The organism is Saccharopolyspora phatthalungensis (assembly GCF_014203395.1).
GTDB classification, from domain to species: Bacteria; Actinomycetota; Actinomycetes; order Mycobacteriales; family Pseudonocardiaceae; genus Saccharopolyspora; species Saccharopolyspora phatthalungensis.
The window spans coordinates 2580814-2600889 of record NZ_JACHIW010000001.1 but is presented as its reverse complement, the minus strand read 5'-3'; the positions used below and the strand labels follow the sequence as shown (position 1 = coordinate 2600889).

The following is a 20076-nucleotide window of genomic DNA, read 5'->3' as shown; positions in this document are numbered from 1 at the left end:
GCCCGATAGAACCAACATCACCAGCGAAAACGACTGTGTGGAGCACCCGGTTCGACCGACCGCGCCGGGCTTGTCGCGTACCGTCGAATCAGGTCGCACGGATCTTTTCGACTTCGGGCCTACGCCGATACGCCGTCGGCTAGGCTCCGGTATCGCGGTTTGGATCGAGCCATCCGGCCAACTCGAGCCGCGTCGAGAATGTGTACATGTCGGGGGACCGGAGCCCGGTCCGCCTAATCCGCCGATGTTCGGTGGGGCCGCGCCCGGGAACCAACCGCCTGGGATCTCGCGGTGCCTGTTGGGCATCGATAGCAGTACGGGGAGACGTCGGTGAGCGACGAAGGTCGCCTGGTCGCCGGACGCTACCGAGTGCAGCGACGCATCGGCAGTGGCGCGATGGGCGTGGTGTGGGAGTGTGTCGACGAGCGCCTGCACCGCACGGTCGCGGTCAAGCAGTTGTTGCTGCAGCCCGGATTGGATCCGGGTGAGGCCGAGGAAGCGCGGCAACGGGCAATGCGGGAGGGCCGGATCGCGGCCCGGCTCCAGCACCCGAACGCCATCTCGGTCTACGACGTGGCCGAGGACGAGGGTCAGCCGGTCCTGGTCATGGAGTACCTGCCGTCCACCAGCCTGGCCGGGATGATGTCCGACCACGGACCGCTCCCGCCGCGCGAGGTAGCGCGGATCGGTGCGCAGGTGGCCTCGGCGCTCGGTGCGGCGCACGCCGCCGGTGTCGTGCACCGCGACATCAAGCCCGGCAACATCCTGCTGGGCGACAACGGCCAGGTGAAGATCACCGACTTCGGCATCTCGCGGGCGCAGGGCGACGTGCAGGTCACCAAGACCGGGATGCTCGCCGGAACGCCCGCCTATCTCTCGCCCGACGTGGCGATGGGTCAGGAGCCGACGCCCGCCTCCGACGTGTTCTCTCTCGGCGCCACGCTGTACGCGGCGATCGAGGGCCGTCCGCCGTTCGGGCTCAACGAGAACACCCTCGCGCTGCTGCACGCGGTGGCCGCCGGGAAGATCGAACCGCCGCAGCAGGCCGGCCCGATGGCACAGCCGCTGATGGCCATGATGGCCGCGCGGGTCGAGGACCGGCCGGACATGGCACAGGTCCGCGAGATGCTGCAGTCGGTTGCCGACGGCGGCTCGGTGACCTCGATCCCGACCATGGCGGCGCCGATCCCGCCCGCGCTGGCTCCGGAGTCCAGCCAGCCGGACCTGGCCCCGACCAGCGTGGTCGGTTCGGAGGGCACCGCCGTCGCCTACTTCGAGGACGAGCCTTACTCGGAGCCGGCCTACGCCGACGCCACCTCGTACATGGGTTCCGACACCCGCGGCGACGCGGCGATCTACGAGAAGCCGCGCAAGAACAAGCGGCCGGTCGTGATCTCGGGCATCGCACTGGTGGCCGTGGCGGTGATCGCGGTCCTAGTGACCTCGGCGCTGATGAAGACCCCGACTCCGCCGGGGAACACGAGCAATCAGCAGACCTCGCAGCAGCCTCAGGCGCCGGCGCCTCCGCAGGAGACGACGACCGAGGACGCGCCCACCACGACGGCGAGGCATCAACAGACGACGGCGCGGCAGCCGACCACGACGGCGAAGCAGCCGACCACGACGCAGGAGCAGGAGGCTCCGACGACGTCGAAGCAGCCAACGGCCACGAAGACGACGCCCCCCACGGACACCAACGACCCGTCGGAGCCGACGACTCAGCCGACCGGCGGCTCCGGCAGTGGCGCAGGCGGCGGCTCCGGCGGGAACTAGGGGATCAGGCTCGAACACGCGCTGGCCGGGGCGTTCGCCAAGGCGCGGGCGCCCCGGTCCCAGGCGTTTTCGGGCACGGGTGGCCCCGGGGTGTGGACGGGGGCGAGACGCCCAGTAACGTTGCACACCGTCGGGTGAAAGCTGGCCACGGGGGTCCGGTCAGTACTGTCCAACTAGGCACAGCCAGTACCAGGAGACACCGGTGAGCGCCGAAGGTCGTTTGATCGCGGGCCGGTACCGCTTGCAGCAGCAGATCGGCAGCGGCGCCATGGGCGTGGTGTGGCAGGCCGTAGACGAGCGCCTGCACCGCACGGTCGCAGTGAAGCAGCTGCTGCTGCAACCCGGCTACACCCCCGAGGAGACCGAGGAAGCCCGTCAGCGGTCGATGCGCGAAGGCCGCATCGCCGCCCGATTGCAGCATCAGAACGCGATCGTCGTGTTCGACGTCGCCGAAGACGAGGGCCATCCGGTCCTGGTCATGGAGTACCTGCCGTCGCAAAGCCTCGCTTCGGTCATCGACGAGCAGGGCGTACTGCCACCGCTGCAGGTGGCCCGGATCGGCGTGCAGGTGGCCGGGGCACTCGCCGCGGCGCACATGGCCGGCATCGTGCACCGAGATCTCAAACCGGGCAACATCCTGCTCGGCGACAACAACATCGCCAAGATCACCGACTTCGGCATCTCCCGAGCCATCGGGGACGTCGCGGTGACCAAGAGCGGCATTCTCGCCGGCACCCCGGCCTATCTGGCGCCGGAGGTGGCGCTGGGCCGGGACCCGGCACCCGCGTCCGACGTGTTCTCGCTGGGCTCGACGCTGTACGCGGCGATCGAGGGCGAGCCGCCGTTCGGGGTGGACGAGAACGCGATCAGCCTGCTGCACCGGGTGGCGCGCGGGCAGATCGAGCCGCCGCGGCAGGCCGGGCCGATGACCCCGGCGCTGATGCAGTTGCTGCGCCCGGACCCGGTCGACCGGCCGACGATGGCGCAGGCCCGCGAACTGCTGCAGGCGGTGGTCGACAGACGGCCGATCCCGAACACCTCGCCGAACGGCAGCTGGCAGCGGCCTGCGCCAGCAGCGCCGCGCACCCCGCCGGCGGGCACCCAGGTGGCTCCGCCGCCAACGACGGCCAACCCACCCACTCGGGTCGGCGGTGCGGCGCAGGCGGCGGAGGCACCGCGGCGCAACTACCGCCAGGTGGTGTTGTGGCTGGTAGCGATCCTGGTAGCGGTGCTGGTCGGAGTGCTCGCCGCGAATGCCTTCGGCAACGACTCGCCGCAGGGGCAGCCCAGTCCGTCCGCTCCGGCGGAGCCGGCTCCGGCAGCCAGCGGCAAGCCGACCAAATCGGCGTCACCGACGACGGCGACTTCGGCTGCGGTGACCTCGGCGGCGGTGACTTCGACACCGACCGAGATCAGCTCGCCGCCCGCCGCCCCGCCGCAGCCGTCGCAGAACGACAGCGTGGGTGCGGTGCGCACGTACTACTCGCTGGTGCCGCAGAGGCTGGACCAGGCTTGGAACATGCTGGGCCCGAGCCTGCAGGCGCAGGGCAAGGACCGCTACGAGCGCTTCTGGCACTCGATCGACAACGTCGTGATCATCGGTGACCCGGTGCAGGTGGGTTCGAACGTGGTCGTCACAGTGCAGTTCGCCAAGGGCGGCAACAAGATCACCGAGCGGCACGTGCTCGGCATGGTCACGGGCCCGGACGGCCAGCCGTTGATCAACACCGACCACCGGGGCTGACCCGTGTCACGCCTGGTCGGGGCCCTTCCCGCACGGCATTTCGAGGTCAGGCACGGGCGATCTCCAGCAGGGTGTCGAGCAGCGACTGGGTGGCCGGGCGGTCGGCTACCGTTTCGCGCACCGCGACGTAGAGTCGGCGCACCGGCTCCGGGCGGCGCGCCGGCCGCACCACCACGCCGGGATGCACAACGTCGAGGCCCAGCCGTGGGACCAGCGCGACGCCGAGTTCGGCGGCCACAAAGCCCTGTGCGGAGTAGCTGCCGTCGGTCTCCAGCACCACCTTGGGCGTGAACCCGGCACTGGCGTAGGCGTCCTGGAGCAGCTGTGCACAGATTTCGTCGCCGGTCAAGGCGCTGTTCACCCAGGAATCGCGGGCCAGCTGAGCGAGATCGACGCAGTCCTGCGCGGCCATCGGGTGCGATTTCGGCAGCACGAGGCGGTACGGGTCGTCGGCGAGGTGCACGAACCGCACTCCGCGTCGCTCGGGTGCCGCCCGCCCCACCACGGTGATCGCGCGATCGGCCTCACCGAGGACCACCTCGTCGAGCAGCCCCGCCTCCTGCATCCGCAGGTCGAGTTGCACCTCGGGATGTTCGGCGCGGAACTTGGCGACCGCGGGCGGGATCAGCCCGACGCTGGCGGTGTGGAAGAACCGCACCCGCAGCAGCCCGGTGCGTCCGGCACGGATGTCGGCCAGTTCCACCTCGGTGCTGCTGAGCAGGTCGGCGATCTTCCCGGCGCGCTCGGCGAGCAGAGTGCCCGCCGGGGTCGGTTTGAGCCCGCGCCCGACCTTTTCGAGCAGCGGAGTGCCCGCCTCCTTCTCCAGCGTGGACAGCTGTTGGCTGATCGCGGACGGCGGCTGATGCCGATCGTGTCGGTGTTGCTCGGCTGGTTGCTGCTCGGCGAGGAACTGGGCCTGCGAGCCTGCTGGGCATGGCGATCGTCCTGCTCGGCGTCGCGCTGACCCGCCGCTCTCCTGCGCCGAAACCCGTTGTCCCCGCCGGTTTTCCCGCATCGGGTAAGGAGCAGGACAACGCATCGGAGCACCCTCGCGCCTGGACCCGGTTCCGCCTCGGGCTGATGCGGGGTTCCCAGCTCTACGCCGACCTGGCCACCAACCACCCCATGAAGTGAGCGGAACCAGACGGGCCCATCCCGCCCGGGCGTTCAGACCAGGCGGCGGTCGGAGGCCCAGCGGGAGAGCTCGTAGCGGTTCGACAGCTGCGTCTTGCGCAGGACGCTCGACACGTGCGTTTCCACCGTCTTCACCGAGATGAACAGCTCCGAGGCGATCTCCTTGTAGGCGTAGCCGCGCGCCAGCAGCCGCAGCACCTCGCGCTCCCGCGGCGTGAGCAGGTCGAGCTCCGGGTCGCCGACCGGCGCCGAATTCGGCCCCTCCGAGAAGGCGTCCAGCACGAAACCCGCCAGCCGCGGCGAGAACACCGCGTCACCGGCCCGGACCCGCTCGATCGCGTCCGCGAGCTCCCGCCCGGAGATGGTCTTGGTGACGTAACCCCGCGCGCCGCCCCGGATCACCGCGATGACGTCCTCGGCCGCGTCCGACACCGACAGCGCCAAGAACACCACTTCGGCGTTCTTGCTGCGCACCTGCCGCAGCACCTCGGCACCGCCGCCGTCGGGCATGTGCACGTCGAGCAGCACCACCTCGGGCTGGTAGTGACCGATGCCGGCGACCGCCTCGGCCACCGATCCGGCCTCGCCGACCACCTCGACCTGCTCGGCCGCCGCAGCGAGTTCGGCGCGCACCCCGGCGCGGAACAAGGCGTGGTCGTCGACCAGGAAAACCCGGACCGGCCGGGATTCGCCGACCTCGGCTGTCGCTTCACCGGTCACGATCAACATCCTCCATCGCTGGGCTCGCCGGCAGCGTACCCGAGTTCACGCCGCTGCCCTGGGCATTTCCATCTGCACCTCGGTCCCCGCGCCGGGCGAGGTACGCACCTTGACCCGGCCACCGTGCCGCTGCATGCGGCCACGGATCGAGTCGGCCAGGCCGTGCCGGTCCTCCGGGACGTTGTCCGGGTCGAACCCGGCACCGCGGTCCCGGACGTACACCGAAACCTGTGCGGACTCCACCTCCGCGTAGACGCTGACCTCGGCGACGCCCGCGTGCTTGGCGGCGTTGACGACCGCCTCGCGAGCCGCGGCGAGCTGCGCGGTCAACCGCTCGTCCAGGTCGCAGTCGCCGACCACCACCTGCTGGATCTTGACCGCGAAGACGTCTTCCACCTCGCCGCAGATCCGGCCCAGTTCGGCGGCGAAGGCCGTGGCCGGCGCGTCCTCCACCGGTGCACGGCGATCGGAGCCGTAGCCGTCCGGACCGTAGAGCCAGTTCCGCAGCTCGCGTTCCTGACCCCGCGCCAGGCGGCGCACCTCGCGCTCGGAGTCGGCCTGCTTCTGGATCAGCGCGAGGGTCTGCAACACGGAGTCGTGCAGGTGCGCGGCGATCTCGGCGCGCTCCTGCGAGCGGATCCGGCTGGCGCGCTCGACGTTGAGATCCCGCACCAGGCGCACCCACCACGGCACGGTCAGCACGGCGACGCCGATCAGCGTGGCGGCCACGGCCAGCAGCCCGAAGCGGACGTCGTCGATCGAAGACGTGCCGACCAGGAAGACCACGATGCCCACGACCACCAGCGACGCCCCGGCCAGGATGCGCACCAGTGCCGATCGCCCGCCGCCGCCGAACAGCGCATCGGCCACCCCGGACCGGGCGCCCTGCCGCCAACGGCGGCGCTGCGATTCGTCGGCCTCCCGCCAGACGACAGCGGCCCCGACCAGCTCCACCACCAGCAGAGCCACAACCCACGTCGGCAACGCGATCAGCGAGCCGACCGCGACCATCGCCCCGATGCCGAGCAGGATCAGCCCGAGGCCCTGCTGGCGCTCCCTGACCGAAATCGGTCGCTCCGCTGTGGTGCCTTGCGGCACGAACACCCAGAGCAGCGCGTACGCCAGAATTCCCGCGCCGCCGCACCCGGCGAGCACCGCGAAGGCGCCGCGCACCCAGAGCACCGGCAGGTCCAGGTGCTCGGCCACCCCACCGGCGACCCCGGCGACCAACCGTCCGGTGCGCCGCCGGCGCAGCTGCGCGAACGCCGGAGCCTGCGGTCGGCGCTCCGTCGCGCTAGGCATCGCGATCTCCTGGGTTGCGTCGGCCGTTTCCGCCGCACGAGTAGGTTTCCGGGCGTTCACAGCGTCGATAGTCACAGACCGCGCGCGCATGGGCATCAGGGGCCGTCCCTGACTTTCCGGGCAGTCTCAGGGGCCTCCCTGATGCTTCCGATGGCACCGGGCTCGGATAGTGATAGCCATGAACAGCACGAAGCGAACCGGCCTCGGCGGTGTCGAGGACACCTTGCGGAATTTCTGGGAGACCCGCCCGGTGCGACCGCTCGCCGGGGGCAAGGTGGGCGGCGTGGCCGCGGCCATCGGTGTGCGGTACGGCATCGATCCGATCCTGGTTCGCGTCGCCTTCGTCCTGGCCGCCCTCTACGGCGGTGCCGGTCTGGTGCTCTACCTGCTGGGATGGCTGCTGTTCCCGAAGGAAGGCGACCCGGCACCCGGGTCGGCCGAGCCGACCCGGCAACCGACGTCCACCGCGCTGGCCGTGGTGTTGGTAGTGCTGTTGGTTCCCGTCGTGTTCTGGCTGACGAGTTCGCCTTCGATCATCGGCCTGGCGCTCGGCCTCGGCGCGCTCTACCTGGTGCATCGCAACTATGGCGACCGCGGCGTCGCACCGGCCGCGCCGACGCCCGCCGACGCTCCGCAGCCTACGGTTCCGGTTACCGACAACACCTGGGTCTACCCAGGAAGCGCAGCGGTTACGGCACCGCCAAACGAAACGCCGCAGCAGACACCACCGGCTTGGGATCCGCTCGGCGCCGCGCCGTTCGCCTGGGACCTGCCGGAACCGAACGAACCCGAGGAACCCGAGCCGCAACGCCCGCGACGGCGCTGGATCAGCTTCGCGACCCTGGGTTTGGCGGCGTTCTTCGGCGGTCTTGCCGCCACGCTCGGCGCTCGGCCGGACATCGCGCTGGCCATCGCGCTCGGCGTGCTGGGGCTGGGCATGATCGCCGGCGCGTTCCTGCGCGGCGGCCGCGGGTTGATCGGGGCAGCGATCCCGGTCGGCGCGCTGGCCATGCTGCTGGCCGTGGTGCCACCCGACGGCATCACCGGCGGGCTGGGCAACGAGGAGATCACGCCCAGCTCGATCGAGCAGGTCCAGCCGCACTATCAGCGCTCGGCCGGTTCCTTGGTGCTCAACATGCAAGACTTGCGAATCGCCGACGGTCAGGAACTGCGCACCGGCGCCAAGGTCGGGTTCGGTGACATCCTCGTCCGCGTTCCACCCAAAGTCGACGTGACCGCGCGGTGCGCCGCCGAGATCGGCGGCGTGCAGTGCTTGCGCGACTCGGCGGACGGTCGGCGGGCGGAACGCTCCGTCGTCGACCAGGGCGACGACGGCCCTGGCGGCGGGAACCTCGTGCTCGACCTGACGGTGGGCGCCGGAAACGTGGAGGTCATCCGTGGCTGAGAACGAGATCACCCGGCGCCCGGACCGGGACGGCCCGGACATGGTCACGCTGGTAGCCGGTCTGCTCTCGGTCGCCGTCGCCGGCGGGGTGCTGGCCGGCTTCGGCGGCCATCTACAGTGGCTGCTCGCGGTCGCCGCGGTCGGGATCGGGATCACCATGCTGATCGCCTCGTTCCGCAGCCGCCGGGACAACTGACCGTCGATCGGGACTGTTCACCGGCCGTCTTCGGGAGAACCGCGAAAGTCCGGCGAAATCACGGAGTCCCAAAATCCGCCAAGCGCGGGACTTTGTGCATACTTGATCAATCCGCTGCACTCGCTGGGCGCGCAAGAGTGGGGCGAGCGCTCCCACCCCCCGAAGGAACTGTCATGGCCCCCAGACAACTGCTCGCCGCCGCACTTGCCTTACTGGCCTCGATCCCACTCCTCAATGCCTGCGCCGCGCCCCGCACCGAGGTGTTCTTCGACGATTTCACCGGGACGGAACTGGACCGTTCGAAATGGACGGTCGAGGTCACCGGCGAGAACTTCGACACCGTCAACCAGGAACAACAGGCTTACGTAGATTCGCCCGAAACCATCTACCTTGACCATGACCCGGCGACCGGGGCGAGCAACGGCGCGCTGGCCCTGCACCCCCGGTTCGTCCCGGGCCATCAGGCCCCGGACGGGGAGACCTACGACTTCGTCTCCGGCCGGATCAAGACCCAGGGCAAGGTCGAGTTCACCTATGGCAGCTACGCGGCGCGGCTCAAGCTCCCCGAGGGTGCCACCGCTGCCGGGCTGTGGCCCGCATGGTGGTCGCTCGGTGCCAACATCGACACGGGTGGGCAGTGGCCGGAGTGCGGCGAGGTCGACGTGATGGAAAATGTCGGCGAGCCGTGGACCAGCGTGTCGATGCACGGCCCGGAGTATCACGGCGACACCCCGATCGACGGCAGGCAGCGATTCGAGGGCAAGGACCCGGCCGACTGGCACGTGTACCGGGTGGACTGGACGCCCTACGGGTTCACCTTCTTCGTCGACGACACCGAGACCTACCGCATCACCAAGAAGGAGATGCAGGCCAAGGGCTTCACCTGGGTGTTCGACGACCCGCAGTTCCTGATCCTGAACTTCGCCCTCGGCGGCGAGTACCCGAACGGCGTCAACGGCGTTGACGAACCCTACTTCGGCCTACCCCAATCCACAGTGGACAAGATCGCCGCGGGCAACGTCCGCTACCTGGTCGACTGGGTCCGCGTCACGCGGTCCTGAGCGCTCTAGAGATTTCGCGCGAAACCGACACCGGCGCCGAGGAGGGGGCGGCGACTTCGCGCGAAACCGCCGCCCCTCCCGGGATCACTCCCACTCGATGGTGCCCGGCGGCTTGGACGTGACGTCGAGGGTGACCCGGTTGACGTCGGCGACCTCGTTGGTGATGCGGGTGGAGATCCGCTCCAGCACGTCGTAGGGCAGCCGGGTCCAGTCCGCGGTCATCGCGTCCTCGCTGGACACCGGGCGCAACACCACCGGGTGCCCGTAGGTGCGGCCGTCGCCCTGGACGCCGACCGACCTGACGTCGGCCAGCAGCACCACCGGGCACTGCCAGATGTCGCGGTCCAGGCCCGCCGCGGTCAGCTCCTCGCGGGCGATCGAGTCGGCCGCGCGCAGCGTCGCGAGCCGCGCGGCGGTCACCTCGCCGATGATCCGGATACCCAGCCCCGGCCCGGGGAACGGCTGCCGATGCACGATCGTCTCCGGCAGGCCCAGCTCCAGCCCGACCCGGCGCACCTCGTCCTTGAACAGCGCGCGCAGCGGCTCGACCAGCTCGAACTGGAGGTCATCGGGCAGCCCGCCGACGTTGTGGTGGGACTTGATGTTGGCCGCACCGGTACCGCCGCCGGACTCCACCACGTCCGGGTAGAGCGTGCCCTGCACGAGAAAGTCGATCTGCTCGCCGGCCGCGCCCGCCTCGGCCTGCAGGTCGCGGGCCGCCTGCTCGAAGACCCGGATGAACTCCCGGCCGATGATCTTGCGCTTCTCCTCGGGGTCGGTGATGCCGCTGAGCGCGCCGAGGAACCGGTCCACCGCGTCGATAGTGACCAGCCGGACTCCGGTGGCCGCGACGAAATCCCGCTCCACCTGGGTGCGCTCGCCGGAGCGCAGCAGGCCGTGGTCGACGAACACGCAGGTCAGCTGGTCGCCGATGGCGCGGTGCACCAGGGCAGCCGCCACCGCGGAGTCCACCCCGCCGGACAGCCCGCAGATCGCCCGCCGGTCACCGATCTGCTCGCGGATCGCGGCCACCGTCTCGTCCACGATGGACGCGGTGGTCCACTGCGGACGGACACCGGCGATCTCGTGCAGGAACCGGCGCAGCACCTCCTGACCGTGCGGCGAGTGCACCACCTCGGGGTGGTACTGCACACCGGCCAGCCGGCGGTCGAGGTTTTCGAAGGCAGCGACCGGAGTGTCGTTGGTCGCGGCGGTGACGGCGAAGCCCTCGGGTGCCTTGCTCACCGAGTCGCCGTGGCTCATCCACACCGGGTGGTGGCCGGGCAGCTCCGCGTGCAGCGTGCCGCCGTCACCGCTGATGGCCAGCTCGGTGCGGCCGTACTCGCGGGTACCGGTGTGCTCCACCGTGCCGCCGAGCGCGGAGGTCATCGCCTGGAAGCCGTAGCAGATACCGAAGACCGGGATGCCCGCGTTGAACAGCTCCGGATCGACCTGCGGCGCGCCGTCGGCGTAGACGCTGGCGGGACCGCCGGAGAGCACGATGGCGGCCGGGTCGCGGCCCGCGATGTCCTCGACCGGGGTGTCGTGCGGGACGACCTCGGAGTAGACCTGCGCCTCCCGCACCCGTCGCGCGATCAGCTGGGCGTACTGGGCGCCGTAATCGACAACGAGAACAGGCCCCTTGCCCTGGCGATCGGCGCCCCTGTTGCTTGCGGTACCGGACACGTCGTCGAAACCTCCTGGCGAGAGCGGTGGCAGCCATTGTCCCAGGTAACCGAGGCCACAGCGGCACCGACCCTGCACGGCCCGGAAACGCGACACGAGCCACCACCGGACGGCGGACCCCTCCCGCAAGCACCCGCTCGAACGCCGTTGGCAGGCCAGTGCCGCGGGGTTAGCGGGACCTGGCGGCTCCGGCGCGGGACCGATGACCATAGGGCTGGCAGATCTTGAGCGCCGCGGGTGCGGTGGCCGGAACCGCAGGGGATTTCGGGGCGATCGGATTCACCTGGCGGTAGCCGGCGTCCTGGCTCGGGCGGGTGTCCTTCTCGCCCTTGTTCGGCCACATCGAGAACGCCCGCTCGGCCTGGGCGGTGATGGTCAGCGACGGGTTGACCCCGAGGTTCGCGGACACCGCCGAACCGTCCACGATCGACATCGTCGGATACCCGTACGCCCGGTGGTAAGGGTCGATGACCCCGCGCTCGGCATTCTCCCCAATCGGGCAGCCGCCGAGGAAATGCGCCGTCAGCGGGATGCCGAATAACTCGCCCCAGGTACCGCCGGCGATCCCGTCGATCTGCTCCGCCGCGAGCTCGTTGGCCCGATCGCCGGCCGGGATGAAGGTCGGGTTGGGCGCGCCGTGGCCCGGCTCCGAAGTCAGCAGGGACTTGCCGAAACGCCGCTTCGACCGGGTGGTCAGGGAGTTGTCGAGGCTCTGCGTGACCAGCAGGATCACCGTGCGCTCGCTCCAATTCCGCACCGACAGCATGCGCAACGCCCGCAACGGGTGCTGCCGCACGTATTGCCACAACTGCTTCCAACGCGGCCCCTCGCCGCCCTTGGTCGCCAGAGTTGCGCAGCAGGTGGATCCGCTGGATGCCATAGCACCCGAGCTTCGGCACCCAGAGGAACTTCCGCAGGTCCCAGGAGGTTTCGGGCAGTTCATGATCGGCGAATCGACAACCCGCTTCGAGCACCGCGACGCGGTAGCCCTTCTCGGTCAGGCGCAGGGCAGCCACGCTGCCGCCGAACCCGGAACCTATGACGACCACGTCGAAATCGGTGTCGCCTTCGCCGCGTCCAGCCATGCGCGACAGATTAGACGGAACTACTCGCCAGTAGCTAGATCTCCACGACAGCACCGGGCCCGAAATCCCCGATTTTGCCCCTAACCTCAGAAGGCTCTCCCGCAAGGGAGAACGAGGCTCAGCCGCGGAGCATCAGGCCGACCCGCTGGAACTCCTTAAGGTCCCGGTAGCCGGTCTTGGCCATCGCGCGGCGCAGGCCGCCGAAGAGGTTCAGCGTGCCGTACGGATCGCTGCTCGGCCCGAACAGCAACTGCTCCAAATCTGCCCCGGAACCGGCGAAACCGACGATCTCGCTGCGCGGCAGATTCGGGTGCGCGGCGGCGGAAGTCCAGTAGTAGCCCTGCGCCGGCGTCTCGGACGACTCGGTCAACGCCTCGCCGAGCATCACGGCATCGGCGCCACAGGCGATCGCCTTGGCGATGTCCCCGGAGTACGACAGCGCACCGTCGGCGATCACGTGCACGTAGCGACCGCCGGTCTCGTCCAGGTAATCGCGACGGGCCGCGGCCGCATCCGCGATCGCGGTCGCCATCGGCACCCCGATGCCCAGCACCTGGGTAGTGGTGGCCGCGCGGGACTGGCCGAAGCCGACGATCACCCCGGCCGCTCCGGTGCGCATCAGGTGCATCGCTGTGCGGTAATCACCGACCCCGCCGGCGACAACCGGGACGTCGAGTTCGGCGATGAACCGCTTGAGGTTCAGCGGCTCGCCGTCCCGGGCCACGTGCTCGGCGGAAATGATGGTGCCCTGCACGAACAGCATCTCGACGCCCGCCGCGAGCAGGTCCGGAGTCAGTTCCTCGGCGTGCTGCGGGCTCACCCGCGCCGCCACCGTGACGCCGGAATCCTTGACCTGCTTCAGCGCGGCGGCCAGCAGGTCGTTCCGGATCGGCGCGGCGTGCAGTTGCTGCAGCAGCCGGATCGCCGCCTCCGGGTCGCTGCTCTCCTCGGCGGCGCGAACCACCTCGAAGATCTTCTCCTCGACGTTCTCGTGCCTCGCCCACAGTCCTTCGGCGTTGAGCACGCCGAGGCCGCCGAGCTCGCCGACACGCACCGCGGTGGCGGGTGAGACGATCGCGTCGGTCGGGTGCGTAACCAGCGGGATGTCGAACCGGTAGGCATCGATCTGCCAGGACAGTGACACATCCTTCGATGACCGGGTCCGCCGGGACGGCACGATTTCCACGTCATCCAAGTCGTAGCCGCGCATGGCCGTCCGGCCCATGCCGATCTCAACCTGATCCCGCACCGTCAGTCCCTCCTCGCGGCACCCATGTCCAACGAAACATTGTCTCTACGGCATCCGGGTGACCTGCAGCCGGGGCACCTTGGCCCGCCGTGACCTTCAGATCCCGCGACCAGGTCATCGCCGCCACGACGCCGGGCCGGTGCTGATCAGCGGGTGGTGTAGTTCGGGGCCTCGACCGTCATCGTGATGTCGTGCGGGTGGCTTTCCTTGAGCCCGGCCGCGGTGATCCGCACCAGCTTCGCGTCCTGCAGTTCGGCGATGGTGTTGGAGCCCGTGTAGCCCATGCCCGAGCGCAATCCCCCGATCAACTGGTCCACGACCTGCGCCAGCGGCCCGCGGAACGGCACCCGGCCCTCGATGCCCTCCGGCACCAGTTTGTCCTCGGACAGCACGTCGTCCTGGAAGTAGCGGTCCTTGGAGTACGACTTGGCCTGTCCCCGCGACTGCATGGCACCCAGCGAGCCCATGCCCCGGTACACCTTGAACTGCTTGCCGTTGACCAACACCAGCTGGCCCGGCGACTCGGCGGTGCCGGCCAGCAGGCTGCCCAGCATGACGCTGCTCGCGCCGGCCGCGATCGCCTTCGGAATGTCCCCGGAGTACTGGATGCCGCCGTCGCCGATCAGTGGCACACCCGCCGGGCGGCACGCCATGCTCGCCTCGTAGATCGCGCTGATCTGCGGCACGCCCACCCCGGCGACGACGCGGGTGGTGCAGATCGAGCCGGGCCCGACGCCGACCTTCACCGCGTCCGCCCCGGCATCGACCAGCGCCTGCGCGCCCGCGCGGGTCGCCACGTTGCCGCCGATCACGTCGACGGAGTTGCCGAGTTCCTTCTTCAGCGTCGCGACGGTGTCCAGCACCGCGCGCGAGTGCCCGTGCGCGGTGTCCACGATCAGCACGTCGACACCCGCATCCACCAGCGCCATCGCGCGCTCGTGCGAGTCGGCACCGACGCCTACCGCGGCGCCGCACAGCAGCCGACCGTCTGGGTCCTTGGTGGCGTTGGGGTACTGCTCGGTCTTGACGAAGTCCTTGACGGTGATCAACCCGCGCAGCTTGCCGGCGTTGTCGACGATCGGCAGCTTCTCGATCTTGTGCCGCCGCAGCAACCCGAGCGCGGCCTCCGCGGTGACGCCCACCTGCGCGGTGACCAGCGGCGTGGCGGTCATCACCTCGCGCACCCGGCGCGTGTAGTCCACCTCGAAGCGCATGTCGCGGTTGGTGATGATGCCGACCAGGGTGCCGTCCGGGTCCGTCACCGGAACCCCGGAGATGCGGAAGCGGGCACACAGCGCGTCCACCTCGGCGAGGGTGTCGTCCGGCGAGCACGTCACGGGGTCGGTGACCATCCCGGCCTCGGAACGCTTGACCACCTCGACCTGCGCGGCCTGTTCCTCGACCGACAAGTTCCGCTGGAGGATACCGACACCGCCTTGCCGGGCCATCGCGATCGCCATCCGCGCCTCGGTGACGGTGTCCATCGCCGCCGACAGCAGCGGCACCCGCAGCCGGACGTTGCGGGACAACAGGGTGGACGTGTCGACTCCGCTGGGGATGACATCGGATTCGTCCGGTAGCAGCAGCACATCATCGAAGGTCAGCCCCAGCGTCGCGAACTTCGAGGGGAGGCCGGGTGCGGTGAGTTCGCTGGTCATGGCGAGGGATGTGCCTTCCTTCACGCTATGGTCCACAAACCGGCGGATGCGGCTTGGATGTCCTCGGCGATTACGTCGTGCAACGTGGCATCGACATCGGGGATTCCCTCAATGATAGAGACCACAGGTCAGGGCCCGATTGCCCCGTCTGCGCAGGCGTGCGCCACACCACCGCAGGGGGCCAAATCCGCCCCGACAGCCCCACGAGGTGGACACAGCCGGTACCGTGCGGGCCGTGCCGCACGATCCGATGCCACCAGACCCGTTCGCGGGCGATCCGGAAGATCCGAGCATGGCACTCGGTGATCACGACGACGACGCCGACGACGGACCGCCACTCGGAGACGAGGAGCGGGCCGAGCTGCTCGCCGACCTGACCGACCTCGCCGTCTACCAGGCCCTTCTGGAGCCCCGCGGGATTCGCGGCATCGTGGTGGACTGCGCGGACTGCGGCGAATGCCACTATCACGACTGGGAGTTGCTGCGCTCCAGCCTCGAACAGCTGCTGCACGACGGCCGGATGCGCCCGCACGAGCCGGCCTTCGACCCGAACCCGAGCGACTACGTCACGTGGGAGTACTGCCGCGGCTACGCCGATGGGGTCACGGAGAGCGAAAGCACGCACTGACGCGCGTTCTGGGCGCAGACAGCAGAAGAGGGGTTCCCGGCGTGGGGAACCCCTCTTCTGCTTGTCGTCTTGATCAGGGGTTACTCGAACTCTGCTGCTGCTGCGGCGGGAACAGCCCGGAGCCGATGCCGCTGGAGGTGTGTTCGGAGGTACCGCTGGTCTCGCTCGGCGATGTGCTGGGCTCCGGCGTCGGCCGGGTGGACGAGGTCGGCGGCTGCGACGAGCTGTTCGTCGGAGGCGGCTGTTGGGGCAACGGCTGCGACGGCGACGGCGACGTGGTCGGCGTCGGGGGCGTCTGGGACGTTGGCCGCTCCGAGGTCTGGTGGTTCTCGTCCTGGTCCATCCGCGCGGTCAGCGAAGCATGCGCGGCCCGCAGGTCCGAGAGTCCGTGCTCGTCGTCGACGCCGCGCATCTGCTCCTGCGCGGAACGCAGCGCCGCCTCGGCAGCGGTGCGGTTGCCCTTCTCGATCGCGCCCTCGGCGGTGTTCAGCTCCTCCCGAGCCGAGCTCGCCGCCACGACCGCGCGGGTATGGTCGGTGTAAAGGACCTGGGCCACGCCCCACAACATGTCGCCGGGCTGCGCGTCGCGAGCGGCCACCCCGACACCGGTGAACGTGATCATCAGGACCGCGGCCGCGGTGGCCACCGGAACCAGGTGCCGCCGCTTGAGCCGACGGCGCGGGCGACTGCCCGCCGCGATCGCCGCGGCTGCGGTCTCCGCATCGACGAGATCACCGATCGGCGCGGCATCGATGTCCTGCCGCCACGCGATCAGCAGCGCCTCCAGGCTGGGCCGCCCGCCGTCGGCCGATGCGGTCACGTCTGGGTTGGTTCCGCCGAGCGCGTCCAGCAACGCGTCGTCGGCCTGCAGCGCGCTCAGGTCGATCGGTTCTTCGGCGAAGTCGTCGAAGTCGATCAGCTCGTCGTTGTCCCGGTCGTCCGGACGCTGCCGGAAAGCAAGCACCGCGGCTCCGCCCGTCCCGGCGGACGCGGCGTCGGATTCGGTGGTTTCAGACTCGGCCGAGTCGGAATCCCGATGGTTGTCGATCAGTTCCGTTCCCTCGTCTGCGGACCCTTCTGCGGGAGCCGAGTCCCGCGCAACTTCCGCGTGCGAACGGTCCTCGTGCCGGCCGGACTCGACAGGGTCGTGTCCCGCCTGCTCCCCCTCGGGCCCTTTCCGCTCCGCCATTCAGACCACCTCCTCCGCGGACAGCGTCTTTCGCAGCCGGGCCAACGCGCGGTGTTGAGCCACGCGTACTGCGCCCGGCGTCGAACCGACCGCTTCGGCGGTTTCTTCCGCCGACAACCCGACAACCACCCGGAGCAGCAAGATTTCCCGCTGCTTGGCCGGGAGGACACGAAGCAGTTGCGCCATCCTGCCCGAAAGCTCACCCTGCATCGCCCGCTGCTCTGGTCCGGCCTCGGATTCCGGGGTGTCCGGAACGTCCGCGACCGGTTCGGAGCGATTGCGGGCCAACGCACGATGCGCATCAGCCACCTTGTGGGCGGCGATGCCGTACACGAACGCCAAGAACGGACGACCCTGGTCCTTGTAGGTGGGCAGCGCGGTCAGCACCGCGAGGCACACTTCCTGGGCCACGTCGTCCGCCGAAGCGAACGACCTCTCGTTTCGTCCGACTCTGGCGCGGCAGTACCGCACCACCAAAGGACGGATTTCGGCCAGCAAGCGCTCGATCGACTGGCGATCGCCGTCGACGGCGGCGCTTACAAGAGCGTCCAGCCCGTCCCCCACGTTGGTCATCGCAGACAGCAGCCCTGGTGTTACGCGTTCAAGCGATTCGGATTTGCCCGGCGGACATCTCGTGCGCCGCACGTCATGCCGATCTCACCGTACCGGTCAAGGGACGATCGTTGAACAGGGAGGCGGAGTCGGGGGCCGTGGTCGTCACACATTCACAGATACCAGACGCTGGGCCCGGCGGCGTTTGCCCTGGCCACCGGGATCGAGAAGGCTCATGAGCGAAGATCGGCGATGATCTTCGCACGGGTCGCGCGGCGACGCGACCATGGCCCCTCCGGGATAGGTACGCCGTTTGCCGCAAAAAGGTGTTTCGACCCGCCAGTACCGATCGGGGCGGACTATGGTTCGCGCCACACCGGCTGCCTCGGCCCGATACTCGGGCCGCGCCGAAGTGACGCGAGCCATAAACACCTTCGTAACGTCAGCTCGCGCCAAGCCAACGCCCGCGCCGAGCGCCGCGAGCTCGGGATCGAACCTATCGACGCGCGCGGCCTGCGCCGCGCGCGTCGATCACGCCACGAGGCCGCGGCGGAATCCGTGCGCCACAGCTTGCGCACGGTCTCGCACACCGAGCTTCCGAAACAGCCGACGCGCGTGGGTCTTGACCGTGTCTTCCGAGAGGTAGAGCTCCCGGCCGATTTGCCCATTGCTCTTGCCTTGGCTCATACCGCGGAGCACCTGGAGCTCCCGCTCCGTCAGCTGCACGCCGGGGTCCGACGGCTGCCGGGGCGCGGGCACCGAGGTGCTCGCCAGCGTGTGCGCCAGCGCCGCCACCAGCTCCGGCCGGGAGGCATCCCAGCGGAGATAGCCGCGTGCTCCGCCGGCGATCGCCGCGGCGATGCTGGCCGCGTCGTCCGGCGCACCGAACACGATCACGTTCGCTTGTGGGTGAGCCGAGACGAGCCGACGAGTGGCCTCGACGCCATTGGGCACTGCGCGCTGGGTTCCCACCAGCACGACGTCCACGGCCTGACGCGAGAAGCGGGCCAAAAGCTCGTCACCGTGCGCAACGCAATCAATTCGACTCACTCCGGGGACAGCAGACATCACACGAGTGAGCCCTTCCCGAACGCTACGTCGGTCATCGCAGATCAGGACCGTCGTCACGGGAACTCCTTCCTGCAGGCGAGTGACGTTCCAACTCCCCTATCGGACGCAGGGGCCAAAACCTTGACACGATCCGGTGCTTAATCCGTCAAGAAATTTTGCGTCGCCCCCATCCGGGCCGGGTTCATCGGAACCGAGCAAGTCGCGGAGACCGGGTCGGCGACTACCCCACGACGTCACCGACCACGCCCCGCACCTGCAGTATTCACCCGATTGCACCCTGTCGTGACCAGATCTTCGCCCGTCCGCACGAAAACCGTCATCCCACCCACACGTTGGGTTGTGATTTACGACACAAAGAGCGTAACTCAGCCGAGGACGGCCTCCGAGACACGTGCGACGGCGGCCTCAAGCGAATCGAGCAACTCCACATGAGCCGGCAGCGCCTGGTGCGCCCAGCCAGCCCCCACGACGAACGCTCGCGCCCGCTGCCGGGTGATCGGAATGTCGTCCAAGACCCGCGGCGAGGCGTAGTGCGACTGATCGGCCCAAAGCACCACGGCCGCAGGCGCGGACCGCCGCACCGCCGCCGCGAGTCCTTCTCTCGGCAGCGCGGCACCGAACAGCCGGTGGCCGACCCGGTTGGCCGCCAGCGCCGCGGCGAGCGCCACGAGTTCGAGCTCTTGGGCTTCGCCGGGCACCGGAGCGAGCACCACCGGGCGGGGATTGATCGGGGCCTGCGCGTTGGCGATCACCGATCGAAGCGCGGTGGAGGCGCAGTCGACCAACAGCTGCAGGACCTCGACGCCGGAGCCGGAGCGCTGGCGCCGCTCACTGACCGCGCGCAGCACCGGCTGCAGCATTCCTCGCCAGGTGCCGACGACCCCGTCACTCTCCACCGACTCGATCAGCAAGCGCTGCACGGACCAGGAGTCCAGGGCGAGCGCCGCTCTCCCCAGCCCGCGGGCGTGGGGCCCGGCGCCGACGAGTTTGAGCCCGCGCCCGCCGGTGTTGGAGCCGCCGACCAACTTGATGTCGCCCGCGCCGTCGAGCACACCGGACAGCATCATCGGGCCATCACCGGAACCGTCGGAATCCGGTTGTTGTTGTTCGGCCGATTCTGGGTATCGCTGCGGTAGCGGCGCCGCGACGGTGCGGGCGTAGCGAGCGGCCTCCATCGGGGAGGCACCGCGCAGCAGGGCTCGCTGCATCTGTTCCAGGCGGGCGATGTCGTCCGGGGCGTACCGGCGATGGCGTCCGCTGGTGTGATCGCTGGGACCAAGGCCGTACCGACGATCCCAGGTGCGCAGCGTGGCAGGTGCCACACCGAGTCGTCGGGCTACTGCGGCGACGCTGAGGCGCGGCTGATCGTCCGACGCCGCGCCATCGGAACTTCCGACCGGTTCCGGATCGTCGGTCGAGTTGGGGGCGTCCTGCCCCGGCACAGGTTCCGGCCGCGTCGTCACCCGGGACATGTTCCGGTTCTGGCGTGTGGAGAGCAAGCCGCCGGGGGGTCGATCTTCGTCGGCCAAAGATCACTCCAACGATGAACAGCTTTTGGCACGATAAGGGTTGAACAAGTTTTGGCGCGGTTCTACGGTCGGATCATGCGAGGCTGCGGCCGCC

Annotated in this window: 16 protein-coding genes and 2 pseudogenes; 6 read left to right on the top strand and 12 right to left on the bottom strand. The window is 69.5% G+C overall.

Annotated elements, in window-relative coordinates:
- Positions 1–330: 330 nt before the first annotated feature.
- Together BJ970_RS11820 and BJ970_RS11815 are read left to right on the top strand one after the other, a co-directional pair.
- Positions 331–1773 carry a serine/threonine-protein kinase gene (locus BJ970_RS11820; RefSeq protein ID WP_184726296.1) on the top strand — a complete coding sequence of 481 codons (1443 nt, stop codon included), beginning with the start codon at positions 331–333 and terminating at the stop codon, positions 1771–1773.
- A gap of 202 nt (positions 1774–1975) precedes the next feature.
- The gene (locus BJ970_RS11815) at positions 1976–3517 is read left to right on the top strand and encodes a serine/threonine-protein kinase (RefSeq protein WP_184726295.1); all 1542 of its coding nucleotides are present in this window, start codon (positions 1976–1978) and stop codon (positions 3515–3517) included.
- A 46-nt stretch (positions 3518–3563) separates the two neighbouring features.
- Here BJ970_RS11815 and BJ970_RS11810 read toward each other — a convergent pair whose 3' ends face one another.
- From BJ970_RS11810 to BJ970_RS11800, 3 genes are all read right to left on the bottom strand, one after another.
- Positions 3564–4556 carry a LysR family transcriptional regulator gene (locus BJ970_RS11810; protein WP_246470820.1) on the bottom strand — a complete coding sequence of 331 codons (993 nt, stop codon included), beginning with the start codon at positions 4554–4556 and terminating at the stop codon, positions 3564–3566.
- 128 nt (positions 4557–4684) lie between these two features.
- Positions 4685–5380, bottom strand: coding sequence for a response regulator (locus BJ970_RS11805; protein WP_184726294.1), 696 nt, complete (start codon positions 5378–5380; stop codon positions 4685–4687).
- Positions 5381–5416: 36 nt separating this feature from the next.
- Complete coding sequence (locus BJ970_RS11800; RefSeq protein WP_376775025.1) at positions 5417–6763, bottom strand: ATP-binding protein; 1347 nt, start codon at positions 6761–6763, stop codon at positions 5417–5419.
- A gap of 88 nt (positions 6764–6851) precedes the next feature.
- Here BJ970_RS11800 and BJ970_RS11795 point away from each other — a divergent pair, with 88 nt between their 5' ends.
- From BJ970_RS11795 to BJ970_RS11785, 3 genes are all read left to right on the top strand, one after another.
- Entirely contained in the window at positions 6852–8078 is a 1227-nt protein-coding gene (locus BJ970_RS11795) for a PspC domain-containing protein (RefSeq protein ID WP_184726292.1), read from the top strand.
- Complete coding sequence (locus BJ970_RS11790) at positions 8071–8274, top strand: hypothetical protein (protein WP_184729398.1); 204 nt, start codon at positions 8071–8073, stop codon at positions 8272–8274. Before BJ970_RS11795 ends, BJ970_RS11790 begins: the two co-directional genes overlap by 8 nt.
- 173 nt (positions 8275–8447) lie before the next feature.
- On the top strand, positions 8448–9335 hold the full coding sequence (locus BJ970_RS11785; RefSeq protein ID WP_184726291.1) for a glycoside hydrolase family 16 protein: 888 nt from the start codon (positions 8448–8450) through the stop codon (positions 9333–9335).
- Positions 9336–9419: 84 nt separating this feature from the next.
- Here the strand turns inward: BJ970_RS11785 and guaA are convergent, their stop codons facing one another.
- The 5 genes and pseudogenes from guaA to guaB all read right to left on the bottom strand — a co-directional run bounded on the left by guaA (position 9420) and on the right by guaB (position 15013).
- A complete protein-coding gene (guaA, locus tag BJ970_RS11780) occupies positions 9420–11021 on the bottom strand; it encodes a glutamine-hydrolyzing GMP synthase (RefSeq protein WP_184726290.1) in 1602 nt (533 codons plus the stop codon).
- 169 nt (positions 11022–11190) lie between these two features.
- Positions 11191–11895, bottom strand: a pseudogene (locus BJ970_RS11775) (GMC oxidoreductase); the annotation flags it as partial.
- A gap of 121 nt (positions 11896–12016) precedes the next feature.
- Positions 12017–12106, bottom strand: a pseudogene (locus BJ970_RS39960) (hypothetical protein); the annotation flags it as partial.
- A 118-nt stretch (positions 12107–12224) separates the two neighbouring features.
- Positions 12225–13355 (bottom strand): GuaB3 family IMP dehydrogenase-related protein, encoded by a 1131-nt coding sequence (locus BJ970_RS11770; RefSeq protein WP_184726289.1) that lies wholly within the window; start codon positions 13353–13355, stop codon positions 12225–12227.
- 146 nt (positions 13356–13501) lie between these two features.
- Positions 13502–15013 (bottom strand): IMP dehydrogenase, encoded by a 1512-nt coding sequence (gene guaB, locus BJ970_RS11765; RefSeq protein ID WP_184729043.1) that lies wholly within the window; start codon positions 15011–15013, stop codon positions 13502–13504.
- A gap of 226 nt (positions 15014–15239) precedes the next feature.
- On the opposite strand from guaB, the gene BJ970_RS11760 reads away from it, so the two are divergent.
- Positions 15240–15641, top strand: a complete 402-nt coding sequence (locus BJ970_RS11760) for a DUF5319 domain-containing protein (RefSeq protein ID WP_376775117.1) — start codon at positions 15240–15242, stop codon at positions 15639–15641.
- A 73-nt stretch (positions 15642–15714) separates the two neighbouring features.
- Here the strand turns inward: BJ970_RS11760 and BJ970_RS11755 are convergent, their stop codons facing one another.
- The 4 genes from BJ970_RS11755 to BJ970_RS11740 all read right to left on the bottom strand — a co-directional run bounded on the left by BJ970_RS11755 (position 15715) and on the right by BJ970_RS11740 (position 19925).
- A complete protein-coding gene (locus BJ970_RS11755; RefSeq protein ID WP_184726288.1) occupies positions 15715–16830 on the bottom strand; it encodes an anti-sigma-D factor RsdA in 1116 nt (371 codons plus the stop codon).
- Positions 16831–17403 carry a sigma-70 family RNA polymerase sigma factor gene (locus BJ970_RS11750; RefSeq protein ID WP_184726287.1) on the bottom strand — a complete coding sequence of 191 codons (573 nt, stop codon included), beginning with the start codon at positions 17401–17403 and terminating at the stop codon, positions 16831–16833.
- 510 nt (positions 17404–17913) lie between these two features.
- Positions 17914–18510 (bottom strand): response regulator transcription factor, encoded by a 597-nt coding sequence (locus tag BJ970_RS11745; protein ID WP_029536209.1) that lies wholly within the window; start codon positions 18508–18510, stop codon positions 17914–17916.
- A gap of 308 nt (positions 18511–18818) precedes the next feature.
- On the bottom strand, positions 18819–19925 hold the full coding sequence (locus tag BJ970_RS11740) for a MerR family transcriptional regulator (protein ID WP_221467119.1): 1107 nt from the start codon (positions 19923–19925) through the stop codon (positions 18819–18821).
- Between the last annotated feature and the right edge of the window lie 151 nt (positions 19926–20076).

Excerpts from the sequence above, each read along its gene's own strand:
- BJ970_RS11810 (WP_246470820.1), bottom strand. The coding sequence starts at position 4,556 with ATGCGTTGTCCTGCTCCTTACCCGATGCGGGAAAACCGGCGGGGACAA.
- BJ970_RS11805 (WP_184726294.1), bottom strand. The coding sequence starts at position 5,380 with ATGTTGATCGTGACCGGTGAAGCGACAGCCGAGGTCGGCGAATCCCGG.
- BJ970_RS11800 (WP_376775025.1), bottom strand. The coding sequence starts at position 6,763 with ATGCGCGCGCGGTCTGTGACTATCGACGCTGTGAACGCCCGGAAACCT.
- BJ970_RS11795 (WP_184726292.1), top strand. The coding sequence starts at position 6,852 with ATGAACAGCACGAAGCGAACCGGCCTCGGCGGTGTCGAGGACACCTTG.
- BJ970_RS11785 (WP_184726291.1), top strand. The coding sequence starts at position 8,448 with ATGGCCCCCAGACAACTGCTCGCCGCCGCACTTGCCTTACTGGCCTCG.
- guaB (WP_184729043.1), bottom strand. The coding sequence starts at position 15,013 with ATGACCAGCGAACTCACCGCACCCGGCCTCCCCTCGAAGTTCGCGACG.
- BJ970_RS11755 (WP_184726288.1), bottom strand. The coding sequence starts at position 16,830 with ATGGCGGAGCGGAAAGGGCCCGAGGGGGAGCAGGCGGGACACGACCCT.
- BJ970_RS11750 (WP_184726287.1), bottom strand. The coding sequence starts at position 17,403 with ATGACCAACGTGGGGGACGGGCTGGACGCTCTTGTAAGCGCCGCCGTC.
- BJ970_RS11740 (WP_221467119.1), bottom strand. The coding sequence starts at position 19,925 with ATGTCCCGGGTGACGACGCGGCCGGAACCTGTGCCGGGGCAGGACGCC.